This window comes from Psychrobacillus sp. FSL K6-2843, from assembly GCF_038626375.1.
Lineage (GTDB): Bacteria > Bacillota > Bacilli > Bacillales_A > Planococcaceae > Psychrobacillus > Psychrobacillus faecigallinarum.
In genome coordinates this window covers 2,703,011-2,716,480 of record NZ_CP152021.1, presented here as the reverse complement: position 1 = coordinate 2,716,480, position 13,470 = coordinate 2,703,011, and the positions used below count along the sequence as shown (strand labels likewise).

General features: G+C 33.5%; 9 protein-coding genes. 5 read left to right on the top strand and 4 right to left on the bottom strand.

The features are described from left to right. The first annotated feature begins 176 nt into the window (after positions 1-176). Together MKY94_RS13700 and MKY94_RS13695 are read left to right on the top strand one after the other, a co-directional pair. On the top strand, positions 177-1,493 hold the full coding sequence (locus MKY94_RS13700; RefSeq protein WP_342577223.1) for a hypothetical protein: 1,317 nt from the start codon (positions 177-179) through the stop codon (positions 1,491-1,493). Positions 1,494-1,506: 13 nt separating this feature from the next. Next, a complete protein-coding gene (locus MKY94_RS13695; protein WP_342577222.1) occupies positions 1,507-2,706 on the top strand; it encodes a hypothetical protein in 1,200 nt (399 codons plus the stop codon). A 564-nt stretch (positions 2,707-3,270) separates the two neighbouring features. On the opposite strand, the gene MKY94_RS13690 is transcribed toward MKY94_RS13695, so the two are convergent. From MKY94_RS13690 to MKY94_RS13675, 4 genes are all read right to left on the bottom strand, one after another. Next, the gene (locus MKY94_RS13690; protein WP_342577221.1) at positions 3,271-4,053 is read right to left on the bottom strand and encodes a DUF559 domain-containing protein; all 783 of its coding nucleotides are present in this window, start codon (positions 4,051-4,053) and stop codon (positions 3,271-3,273) included. A gap of 136 nt (positions 4,054-4,189) precedes the next feature. Then, positions 4,190-4,732, bottom strand: a complete 543-nt coding sequence (locus MKY94_RS13685; protein WP_342577220.1) for a hypothetical protein — start codon at positions 4,730-4,732, stop codon at positions 4,190-4,192. Positions 4,733-4,747: 15 nt separating this feature from the next. After that, positions 4,748-5,350, bottom strand: a complete 603-nt coding sequence (locus tag MKY94_RS13680; protein WP_342577219.1) for a replication-relaxation family protein — start codon at positions 5,348-5,350, stop codon at positions 4,748-4,750. Beyond that, positions 5,280-6,587 (bottom strand): FtsK/SpoIIIE domain-containing protein, encoded by a 1,308-nt coding sequence (locus tag MKY94_RS13675; RefSeq protein ID WP_342577218.1) that lies wholly within the window; start codon positions 6,585-6,587, stop codon positions 5,280-5,282. The genes MKY94_RS13680 and MKY94_RS13675 overlap by 71 nt, the downstream gene beginning before the upstream one ends. 248 nt (positions 6,588-6,835) lie before the next feature. On the opposite strand from MKY94_RS13675, the gene MKY94_RS13670 reads away from it, so the two are divergent. From MKY94_RS13670 to MKY94_RS13660, 3 genes are all read left to right on the top strand, one after another. Next, entirely contained in the window at positions 6,836-7,057 is a 222-nt protein-coding gene (locus MKY94_RS13670; RefSeq protein ID WP_342577217.1) for a helix-turn-helix transcriptional regulator, read from the top strand. Positions 7,058-7,569: 512 nt separating this feature from the next. Further along, positions 7,570-13,122 (top strand): DNRLRE domain-containing protein, encoded by a 5,553-nt coding sequence (locus MKY94_RS13665; RefSeq protein WP_342577216.1) that lies wholly within the window; start codon positions 7,570-7,572, stop codon positions 13,120-13,122. 29 nt (positions 13,123-13,151) lie between these two features. Continuing rightward, positions 13,152-13,388 (top strand): hypothetical protein, encoded by a 237-nt coding sequence (locus MKY94_RS13660; protein ID WP_342577215.1) that lies wholly within the window; start codon positions 13,152-13,154, stop codon positions 13,386-13,388. Positions 13,389-13,470 lie beyond the last annotated feature (82 nt).

The window sequence follows — 13,470 nt, the reverse complement described above, 5'->3', positions numbered from 1 at the left end:
ACAAATAAGACAAAGGCGCCGGATTCTTAAAGAATCGGGTGATTTTTAGGTTATTTAACTTAAATGCAAAATATTTTATAGGTAATTTTTACTATTATTGACTATATATAATAATAGATTTATAGAAAATTATGGTATATTAATATATGTATATAATACAGGGAGGATGATATTAAATGTCAAGTAACGAAAAGTTAAAAGCAGGTTATTGGTCGATTTCAGCTCAAAAACACCTTAAACAGTTTACTGTTGATAGCCCAGGGATAGGACAATTAGGAAACCTTAACACCGCAGGTAAAGTAGGAAGATTTTTAGGTGTAATAAGGGGAAATAGTTTAATTGGAAATATGAAGAAAATTGAACAAATGGCTAATAGTGTGGGGATTAATTCAAGATTGGAACTAGAAAAAATAATTCTACCATTAATTGAAGATGCTTCTGATCAAAAAATAGAGTTAATAAAAGATGCAACTGGTGCAATAACAGGGTTGGCAGAATATGTTTTTGATAATACTAGTGTACTACATATATCAGGACAAGTTTTAGATAACCTTTCGCCAGATCCTGTAGAATTAATAACAATAGAGACCATGGATGAAACGAAGAAAATTCCATACCTTCAAGATGAACTTACAGAACTATTGATTAACCAGGGTTATTCTGAAGAAAAGGTAAAATATGCACATAGTTTATTGAATCAATTTAGATTAATACAAATATATGATAAAAATAGACAAACAAGTCCTATTATTAGTAATGAATATGTATGGGGAGCCAATAGTGAAAAAATGGCTTATGCAATATCAACTCTCGAAATAGACGGAAGACAAACCTTAAAAGAAGTAATGGAAATAATCCAAAATTCGCAGGGATTTCCTTTAGAGAAGCTTCATTCAAGTTTGAACAACGATGCATTATTATTAGCAAAAAAGGTTGGTATAATAAATCCTGCAATTATTTCTTCGAATAGAGGAATTCAAAAGGAGTTTGGATTCAGTTCAAACCTTTTCAATACGCTTAATTATAATGATGATATTTTAGATGACGTAAAACTTTTATTAGCATCCATTAGATTTGGTGAAAATTACACACCACACACTACAATTAATGACCCAGTTAGATTTCTTGAAAAATTAATCAATTCTGGTGATATAGGCCCACATGATGCAAACTATACAGACTACACTCTTTTAGAAAAAAAGGGAATTGTTAAAGTGGTAACTAAAACCAAAAGTAGTTATTATGGTGGTAGTAGAACTGGTGCATGCCTTGAATTAGTTAGAAAAGATGTTGCCGAGGAAGCGCTAAAGATTATAAAAAGTCCTGATTACAATTCACCTTATAATACAGATTTAACCGATTTCAGTTCAGTTACTAATACAGGTTCTTTTATTACGCCAGAAGAGTCTAGATTGCAACTAGGTATTTCGCCTGAACCACAAAGAGAAGTAGAAGAATATGCTGTAAGATTACTTAGAGGAGAATTACTTTAAAGGGGTGAAAATCTTGACAGAAGAAAGAAATATTAAACCTAATATGCAAAGTGAAGAAGCTACCGTACTTCCAAAAAATAGTCCGTCAATTAAAAAAAATGTTATTCCTCCAGGATTTATTTTGGAATATAGAATTAAGAGGTTATTATTCCATATGGGTTACTTCGTTAAGAACGGGGTAATAATGAAAACTTCTAATGATGAAAATGCGCTTATAGTCACTGATTTAGATGTTTTTGGTGTTTATGTCCATAGAGACTTTTCAAGTAAAACAATTTGGGCGGACTGTAAATCTGGTAAAGCAAAAGTCCACGAAAGAATATCATGGATTAAGGGGATCATGAGTACTTTAAACATTGATGATACTATTTTTGTAAAGCAAGGAATTAGAACTGAAGTAAAAAAATACGCCCAAAAAACAGATATACAAATAATGGAATTAAATGTGGTAGATAAGTTAGAAAAAGATTATAAAATTTTACAACATGATTGGTCGGGGTCTTGGGATTATAAGACTCAATATTATCAAGGAACAATATTTTCAAAAATTAACGTACCAACAAACGATTTATATAAAAGGATATATAACTTCATTGTTTCTGACTATTGGGTAATGGATTCTTACTCAAGCGTAAAAAAAATTATTACTGCTCTTAGAGAACTATCTAAAATGGATGGGGTATCAATATCACCTGAAGAAACTTTATCTATTAAATGGGCAAAGTATGAGCTAATAGGTCTTTTCTTGTTATCTACCTTGAATATTTCTAAAGAGCTATACTACTTAAAAGAAACAGAAAAAAAAGAAATAATCCTTGAATCCCTTTCTTCTGGCGAAATTTCTAATAAAAAAAGAGCGGAGATTTTTGGGGCAGCTTTCAAGTTAGCTTATAGCTTAGTTCAAAAACAAATACCGGATTATATAGCACCAGAAGAGAACGTTGATATTAACTTGACTCCTCCTAAATACGCTGATGCATTTATAGATTTAATAATGAGAATGAATAGTAACCCGGATATGTATTATGATTTATTAAGATATTTAGACTATATTTTAATGGAATTTGACTTCAAGTCACTTGAAATAGACGAGAGTAAAGTGAAGGATATTTTTCCCAATCCAGATAATTTGACATTAGGAGCAAAAACAATTTTAAATTTTATTTGTCAAGTTACAGGAATATCAAAGGCAGACTTCCAATTGATTAAATAAATAGAATTTCAATGAAACACTGATCCATCTATAAATCTCATCTCCTGTCTTTAGTTAAATGCACTCAAAGGAATTTTTTTACAGAGTCTCCTGTGGATATTGGCTTGCCTTTCATAAATGGGTATACAAGAAACAAGTATTTAATATGGTCGGATGCAAGGTTTTAAAACAAATAGGGACGTAATAACTTCGGAATCAGTAAAGATTAATGGTGCCAGGGTAGAAACATCATTCATATTTAAGAATAAAGGAACTAAACATAGATAAAATATGAAAACCACCAACCAGTAATGTGAGAACTGCCTCGTAAAAGTTAGTCACAAAATCTAACTTTTACGGGGATTTTTTTTATGGCTAAATTTACAACTTAAGAAAAATTAGAATTATTTTACGTTATTTTGGTGGTCAAGAAAGTGTGTTAAGAATGAAGGCGAAATTAAAAGACCTGTGCCCGGTAGAATACCGAACGCAGATCTTAGATGCTGCCTAAATTATTTGTCTAACTTTATTTGGTCAGTTCATTTGTAGGTGGTTTTATTATGACGTTTCCTTGATTCTACGGGACTATTCAATTCCTAAAAATTCCTTTATTTTATTAGTTGGATCTTGTTTTATTTCGGTTTCCGTTAATCTTAAAAGCTTATACCCATCACTAAGGATTGCTTTATTTTTTCGGTTATCTCGCTCAATTACTTCCGGTCGAGAATGCCAATAATTTCCGTCTGCTTCAATTACTGCCCCAGCTGATTGAATGAAAAAATCTGCAACAAACCCACTTATATGCTTTTGAATATCGAATTCTACGTTAAGTTTAACTAATATCTCCTCTACTATAATTTCAATGGAGGTTTTACGGCAACCTCTAAAACTGCGTGCCATTTCCTGTATTCTTTTCGTTCTAATTTCCTGATCTGTCCACGTTCTTTTAGTCGTTTCTCGTATTTTCTCTATTTCCTTCTCAGTAAACTTTCTACCTTTAAGCCCATCAGAAACCCCTTTTGAGTGTTTGACACCATATACTCGTTTACTCATTTTTCCAATGAATACTTTATCATTTGCCCATTTATGTTTAAAAACATTTGAAGCTCCTGGCCTGTGGTGATTATTAGAATCTTGCCAATAACATTCATAAGAACAGTATTGTTTTCTTTCAAACTCTGTCCATGATTCTCTTGTCGTTCTTTTAAAGATATTATCACACCATAGACATGCTTTCGAATCAGGTAGACCACCTCTATTACGAGAATAAAAACAACTCTTACTACAATAAATTTTGTCTTTTTTCATGTGAGCTGGCGATCTAGTTACTAATAGACCACATACTTCACAAGGTTTTGTTATGGTCATTTGTCATCTCCTTCACAAAGTATTTTCATATTAAAAAGTCTTTAGTGCTTTTTTTGTAAATCCAGGTAATCGTTCTAAATTAATAAACACCCTTCTTGTTTCCCAATAACCAGTGGTATGGAAGGAGGGGATTGTTTTAAACTGCTTCTCCGACTTCCCGTAGAATCTGTAGGAATAGCGGAGACAATTGAATTAATACATATCCTAAGCCTGCATTCATGATAGTTTGCCAGGCCTTTTCGGAGTTACCTATCATGAAGAAGAAACAGCCACCAATCATAATGACGCTTGCTATTGGGAAGCTAATTGCTACCATGATTTGAACTAATGGATCTAGTACATTTGCTAACATTTCAAGTGAAGTATCTGCGAGAAAACCTGTAGGAATTATTTCAGGTGTGGAAGCTAAGTTAACAGGTAGAGTAGTTGATGGTGTCAGTACATTGACCGGTTCACTGATTAGTGTAGTTACTGGTGCGTTTACGGGGATAGTTGTTGTAGTGTATGTTTCGGGAGTGTTTAGCGAATATATTGAAAGTCCGATGGCTGCCAATGTTGGTATTAATGAAGCCGCTCTAATTGTTTTATTTGTTGCATAAGCATCGCCAGGAATACGGTAATTAAAATCTGTATACTCGGATTCTGGAACTACCTCAATTTTATTCTTCATGTTAAACAAGTTTTTTTCCTCCTCTTATTTAATGTCATCAATAGTATATACTTTCACCTTTAAGCCCTCACAAGCCTTTTCTAATTGCCTTCTACGGTATTCTGTCGTAGTTACCCATATGAGTGTTGGATGATATCCATATTGCTGTATAAGGCTTTCTAAAAGGTTTTTATAACGGATTATTTTCGCTTGGTTTTCTTTCATCGTTTGCAAATTGTCGACTTCTAAAAAGTGATAGAAACCATTTCTTGTGTAAACTGCATCAGTGATAACTGAAGTTTTTCCATTTGAAATTTTGATTTCATTTTTCCAATCTCTCGGACATTTACAAAATAACCAAAATTGATTTCGCATAATGAAATGCTTAATATGATTTCCTTTTTTTCGTATCTTGTCACAATCGACATAATCACGACCAATCTTCGAAAGATAATACACTGTCCGTTGACCTTCTTTTACTGTCATTAAATAATTAGACAAGTTGAAAAGAACTCTATTCGTATTTCTTACTTTCCCTAAGTTAAAATGTCTGCTTAATTGATCTCTTGTAAGAAAGTCAAACTCTTTCAAAAGTAATAAGATTTGTTCCTCTCGACTCGTTAATTGTTTCTTCTTCATTAGATTCATTTTGCACCCCCTTATCAATAACATGAGGAAGAATAGAACATTTAATAATTTTGCTTGTAATAAGTGGTGTTTGAAGTATTTCTCTTTTATCTGCAGTTTGGTATATAGCTCTACCTTTAATCTGTGGAAGGTTTTCGGCACCAGTTTCATCTAATATGACACGACTAGCGGTTGCGGATTGTACACGAAATGAAATTTTTGCATCTGAATTTTGTTTACATTGTCTTGGAATAACGTCCCCAGTTGGATATTGCGTAGCGAGTATCTGTCTAAAACCTAACCCAGCTCCAAGCCTTGCGATTTGGCTCATAAGCGTTTGGCATTCTTGCTTTAACTTTTTTTCAGCACTTGTGACAGCTTCAGTGGGATTCAATTCACCAACCTCATCTATGATGATGAAATATCTTTCTTTGATGTTGGCTTCCTGGACGTTTTTCTTTCCTAAAGCACGCATTTTAGTTTGTATACTTCTCATTTGTTCATAAGCGAGTTGCAGTGTCTGCAAGGCTTCCTCTGGTTCGTATGCGATAGATACCGTTTGTTTTATATTCTCATAATCACAAAGCTCAACTCCGCCCTTTAAATCAACCAAAAAGAACTTTACCTGGTCCGGTTTACTGTACAGCAGACTAGTAATCATGGAATTAATAAAATTACTTTTACCGTACCTAGTCGCACCACCTAAGATCATATGTGAGATTTTTTCGAAATCGTGATACTTAAAAGCATTTTTTTCTCGAGTGATTCCTACTGGTATCTTCCAACTGTCGGCAGGATGAAATTGCACTTCAGTAGGTAATGGTTCATTATAAACTCGTAGGGATAGCAAACCATCAAATGACAATTCTAATTCTTTCTTTTCAGCGACTTTTTTCTTCCAAAGTTGTTTTATATTGTCGATGACATTTGAATCGATTTGGAGCGCTTTTAGGTCATCCAGTGATATTCGTTTCCTTCTGTTGTTTAAACCATCTTCCAAAATGCTTTTCTTGCTAACATATTCCTCGAAACTTCTCCCCAGTGGAATCCTGTATTTGTATTCCCAGCCCCAATTATATTGTTTTTTTTGTATGAGTTGAGTTGTAAGAGTATCTTTTCCGTCTTTCACATTCAAGCCGCTGAGTGAAATAATTCGTTGAATTTTTCCGCTATCATTTGTTGCAAGACCTCTCTTTTTTACATACGCTTTTAACGCAATTCCTCCCATTAATGAAGTGGTTAAAATTTCAAAAATCATTCAATGCATCCCTCCTTAGTCCTCTGTGCCACAAAGGTTCTCTTACGTAGTAAGAGTTGCACTATACTAGTATATTTGATTTCTATGTTTAACTATTGATGTTAAAGGGTTTTCATGATCCCAAGTAGAAGTACTAGGGTAGCATTTGATTTGGTAGAACATCTGGTAGTTTTATATTATTCGTTAAACGCAAAAATATATCTTGTCCGATACAAAATTTTTTACTTTAGCGAAAAGGAGCACAGATCATGAAACATGAAATCGAAATTAAATTACAAAAACTATTATTTGAACATAAAATGACTTACCAAGAACTTTCGAACAAAACAGGTATATCACTACGAACTATTTCTATGTTGGTTAATAACAAAATGGAAAGAATTCCGAAGGGTGTATTATGTAAAATTGCGGATGTTTTTGAACTGGAGGATATACGAGAGATAATTGATTTTAAAAATGAAACCAAATAATGCATGTCCGTTTATAAGAAGTTAGAAAAAGTTAAAATAAAAAGCCATCCACATAATTGTGGAAAGGCTATGATTTTTACAAATAGGGCAGGTAGTTATAGTTTACTAGATAATTAAGAAAATCGTCTGATAGAGCTTCACCTTTCTAAGTAAGCAGTGCAAATTCGAGACTCTCCTTGAAGGTTATAGAATGCCAGCATATAAAATGTATGTAATGTTGTTAAATCAACGTTTACATACTTTTTTTGATTAAGATTTATTATATCGAAAAAGGTTTTTGGGGAAAATAAATACATAATAGATTCAAAAGTCTCGGAAATTATGTTTTTTTATGGAATGTTAGAATAAATTATTGCTTTATAAATCCCCAAAAAGTTCTAGCAAAATTTAATTTTTGAACAATTATTAATAATATATAATATTTTTTCGGTTTACAATTTTCTTGATACAACTTAATATACTTTAGGGCGAGAAAAAGGTCCTAAACAAAAAATGGTGGAGGTAAGAAAGAATTGCAGAATAAAATGTTCGTTAAATGGTTATCAGGTATTATAGCAATAATTTTAATTTTTACATCTATCCCATTCACTGATTTAGTAGTGGATGCGGCAGAAAATACGGAGATTGAGATGGAAGAAGTAACATCTCCGACTAATCAAGGAAATCTATCTACTATTACATCGGGTGAAGCTCCACCTTTCCAGAATACAGACCCCAAAGAAGTAGTGGAACTTCGCACTGAGTCATCTAAGGTAGTCGACAACGGTGATGGGACATTTACAATGCAGATGTTCCAAGACCCTATTTCTAGAAAAAGTGATGGTAAATGGAAAGAAATACAGCCGGATCTAAAAAAACAAAAAGCTAGTAGGTTATATACTACGGAGTCAACAAGCGAACTAGCCACAAAAAATACCTTGCTAGATATTCGTTTTTCGCCCGAATTGTCTAAAAACAAATACGCAGCTCTTTCTTACAAAGGTCATACGCTCACTTATACGTTCCTAGAAGCGTCTGGTGAAAATGGTGTGCAAGAAGTGCAAAATACAGATGCGACTTACGAGGACAATAGAATATATTATAAAGATATTATTCCAGGATTAACTTTAAGGAATATCGTATTCGATGAATCTGTAAAGGAAGACATAATTTTAAGTAAGTATAACGGCACAAATACATACCATTTCTTTATTGAGACAGATCTAATGGCAAATATAGAAGATAATGGGTCTATTTCTTTGAGAGATCAAAAGAATGAAATTATTTATACGCTACCAAAGCCGTATATGACAGATTCGAATATTAACCCTGAATCTGCCGAACCTCAGCGGTCGGAAGATGTTCACTTTGAATTGAAGAGAGAAAATAATGGATATTCATTCACTGTTGTAGCGAATGAAGAATGGTTGAAGGACCCAGAACGAATTTATCCTGTCTATATTGATCCTACGACTAAGGTCCAGGTAAATCAGGATGCTTCTGTATCTTCTGCTTACCCAAATGCAAATTACGGGACAGACTGGGACAGTGGTTTAGGGGCAAATGTCTTAAAAGCAGGAAATTATAGCGCAGACACAGGTGAGAACTTTGCTTATGTAAAAACACCTACACCTTCTTTGCCATATGCAACGATTGAAACAGCGATATTTAACATCTATAACATTCATTCCTATTACCCAGGGACCAATACTGGGATTTGGCTTGATAGAGTGAATGGAGCTTGGGATGAATCAACAATTACGTGGAATAACAAGCCTTCTTCATCTTTATTCACATCTACGAGCGTGTATAAAGGAAACTGGGCTACTTTTAATGTGAAAAATGCAGTAAATGATTGGATAAAAGGAACAACCCCTAATAATGGGTTTAAACTCCATACTAATGGTAATGGACAAACATTCTGGAAAAAGTTTTATTCTAGCGAACATAGTGTGGCAGATTATAGACCGCATTTGAATATAGCTTATTCTTATCCATCTCCTATTGGTCTATCAGCAGAGTCATATAGCTTAGGTAGCGGGACAGGTTATATGGATCTAAAATGGAACGCAGTAGCGGGAGCATCTAGCTACAATGTTTGGATTTTTGACGGGAAAGAATATAAGCCTATTAATGTAGGTAACAAAACAGAATGGTCTACAAAAGATAAATCTGTTTGGCCTAAAGTAGGACCCAACCTTCCAGTTAACCCCCAACAGGTTTATAAGGATTCTGGTGGGACTTCATATATCGACCGAACAAATTATGCAATATCTGTAAGTGCTGTGTTTGCCAATGGGGAAAGCCCAAAAGCAAACCCGATTGTGCCGAATATACCAGATTTAAACATGCCTCCTGCACCAAAGGGTGTTGCCTATAGTAATCAAATAGGAACAAACTCAGGTTATGTAAATTTGGAGTGGGATGCGATAAAAGGGGCTACTGGTTATAAAGTTTGGATCTTCAATGGATTAAGCTATGAGGCATTTGATGTAAAAAATGCAACTAGTTGGACGACGCAAAATAAAGGGATGTGGCCTAAACCAGAACAAATACAAGCAGGAACTTCAAGTACCTTAAAACTTATAAAAGATGGTTCTGGTGTAGAGCTGCCAATCGATCCTTCCCCTTTATATGCAAAAATGGGGACGAAATATGCAACGAATAATAATTATTGGTTCCGAATTAGTGCATACAACCAACATGGGGAATCTGTTTTTTCAAATGCAACAATAATAAATTTACTTCCTCAATCCACTGATTTTGATAAAAACCTTGGATTTGAGGAGTATTGGGACTATGCCTCACATGATATTTCAAATGGAACCAATTATGTCAATTTAGGCACAAATAATAATGTCATCCAATATACCGATTTCAGCCTATTCAATTATGCAGGTTTCGGATTGGATTTTATAAGAACCTATAATAGTAAGGATTTCGAAAAGTCTGCTTTTGGCTATGGCTGGAGCTTTACGGGTTCTGAAAAGCTTTATATTGGGGCAAATGGTACCGATATTGATTATAAGGATGCAGATGGAACTGTCCATGTATTCACATGGGATGGGAACAAATATGTTGCACCAGCAGGAATTTATGATCGTTTAGAAAAACTTGATACAACAACATATATATTGACTAGCAATACTGGCCATACAACAACATTTAAAGTTAAAGAAAGCACTAGTGATACAGATGTTCAAGTAGCATATATTACAGAGCAAAAAGATTTAAATAGCAATATAATAACTTATACGTATAATACATTAAATCAGCTTACTGCTATTACAACTAATTTAGGTGCTAAATTGCTGTTTACGTATACGGATGGACTTATTACGAATGTAAATTATGATGACAAAGAGATAACATACTCCTATACAGATGGTTACTTAACACGAGTTCTAGTAGATAAAGATGCCACAACTAAAACGCCTACTACATTTTACTATACGACTAATGGGCAATTAACGAAAATCATTGATAGTAATCAAAAAATAATGCTTTATGAGTATAATAGTGATTTAGATTTAGTTACTGTAACAGAACCATCATTAGATGGACAAGTAGCTTCTATCACCAATTACTCTTTAGACCGAACAAACAATATTGTTACAATTACAAGCCCAGAAGATACCGTTACACGCTATGGTTTAAATAACAATTTTAGTGTGACGAAAATGTTCGATCCTTCAGGGGATACAACAACCTATACACTAGATGATAACTATAATGTTCTTTCTCAAAAGGTATCCTATACAGATGGGTCTACTTACACAAAAAATTATGACTATGATTCAAAAGGAAATGTGTTAAAAATTTCTGATTCCAAGGGTGTAACGGAATCCTTCACGTACGATGCATATAGTAATCTTTTAACGCAAACAGATACGAGTAATCAAACATCTACAAAGACTTATGTGAAAGGTAACCTAAAGACATCAACAACACCAAATGGTGAAACAACGACTTATGAGTATAATGACTATGGGGATATAACACAAGTAAAGTATCCAGATGGAAAAATAGAAAAGTATAATACTAACTATGAGAATAAACAAAAAACAACTACTTATCGAGATGATCAACTAGATATAACTACTAAAACGACAACAGATTATAATGGTAATATCCTTTCATATGAAGACGGGAAAAATGAAAAAACATGGTATAGCTACAATTTAAAAAATGAATTAGTTGAAGTAGAGGATGCTGAAAATAAAAAAACGACTTATACGTATGATGCCAACAGTAACTTAACATCTGTAACAAATGCTGGTGGGAAACAAACGTCTTTCGGCTATAATGCGCAAAATGACATATCAAAAGAAACAAATGCATTAGGAAAAACAACAACTTATAATTATAATGCAGATGGTGAATTAAATGAGATCATAAAAGCATCTGGTGATAGAATTGGTTATACAATGTCTAAAGATATTAATTCAGAATTGGTGAAAATTAATGATCAAAATCAGTATACGACACAAATTGACAGCTTAACAACGACCGTGACTAATCATACATTGAATAATCAAAAGGTTACGTATACACAAGCAGAAAACGATCTATTACAAAGAATAGACATTAGTGCACCTGTGAATCGTGCGATAATGTATACTTATAAAAATGAGGAAGATTTAGCAAGCATTCAATATGATACAAATACTATAGAGTATACAACAGATGGAAATGGTCAAACAACCGCAGTCACACTCAATGGACAGCCATCAGCGAGCTTCACATGGAATAAAAATAGCATGTTGGAGAGCACGACTTTTAGAAATAGTGCAGTTATTTTAAATAAGTATAATGCTGATCAATTACAAACAGAAACTTTGAAAACAAATAGTGTAACAACTTGGCGTACAAATGAGTATGAGTTTGATAAAAATAAGCAAATTTCAAAAGTAACGAATGAAGATGGTTCAGTTACGTACACGTACGATGCTTTAAACCAGCTAGTCAAAGAACAATACAGTAATGGTTTATCCATTTCATACACATACGATTCAGTTGGAAATCGTACTTCTAAAACGAATGTGCAAAACGGTAGTACAACTACAACCAACTATAGTTATAATGATGCGAATCAAATGAAGGCTGCTGGTGAGAAAACTTATACTGTAAGTGCCAATGGAAATATGATAAATGATGGTGTTTTCCAGTATGTTTGGAATGCCTTTGATCAATTGACAGAGGTGAAGAATCTAACGGGAACGACTGTTGCAACCTACAGTTATGATGAAAATGGACGTCGTGTATATAGTAAAGATAGTAAAGGTGAAACGTATTATCGATATAATGGTCTAACAAACGAAGTGTTGTTTGAAGAGGATGCAAGTGGTAATCTTACAAAAGCATACACGTATGGTGATAATGGACATCTATTAACAATGACATATCAAGGTTCAACGTATTACTATTTAACGAACTATCGTGGGGATGTGCTAGCATTAACAGATGCTAATGGAGCTATTGTGGCGGAATACACATATGATGCATGGGGCAACATAAAGAGCCAAAGTGGTACAATGGCAACTATTAATCCATATAGATATGCTGGCTATCGTTATGATGAAGATACAAACCTTTACTATTTAATGGCACGTTACTATAACCCAGATACAGGTGTGTTTTTATCGTTAGATCCTGAGCGTGGGGATGTAATGAATCCATTAACTCTAAATGGTTTTAGCTATGCTAATAATAATCCAGTGATGAATGTTGATCATGATGGAAGATATTGGAAAAACGCGTGGTGGAATGCTAAATCTTTTTTATCTAAAACAATAAATGCTGTAATATTTCTTGTTTCTGCCCAAATTGGAGGAGGAGTAGCTAAAGTTTTATTAAGCTATTCGAAGAAGCAATTAAGTGAGGCTAAACGAACTACTTTTGCAGTTAAAATAAGAAAATCATTAATTCAAAAGGGTGTATCTGCGAAAATTGCTGGTTATATTGTTACTGCTTTAACCTCGGTAGCAGGCCTCGCAAGTTTTTATACTGATCCTGGAACACCTATTTTTAAGTGGTTAGATGCAAGAGATAAATATCCTAAAAATGGATATTTCAATGGATTTTAACATTTATATTAATACAAGGAGGATTAAATATGAAGAATCAATTTCTACGAATGCTACTGTACAGTCTTATTTTACTAGTATTATTAATTTTGGATAAACTAAGTTTTTTAATTTTAGCTACTTTATACTTCTTATTTATGTCCTTAGAACTTTTCTTTAATTCAAAAGAATTTAAGAAGGATAGTAAATATATAGTTTTAGGATATCGAATCCTCTTTATTCTAACAGCTGTGATAATTATATTTAATAGGGATAAAATTATGTGATAAATACTTAAAAATAGTAAGGTTTACTTCTATTGATAAGGGGGAAGCGTTGGGACGGTTCTGACGTTTCCCTCCTAAAAAA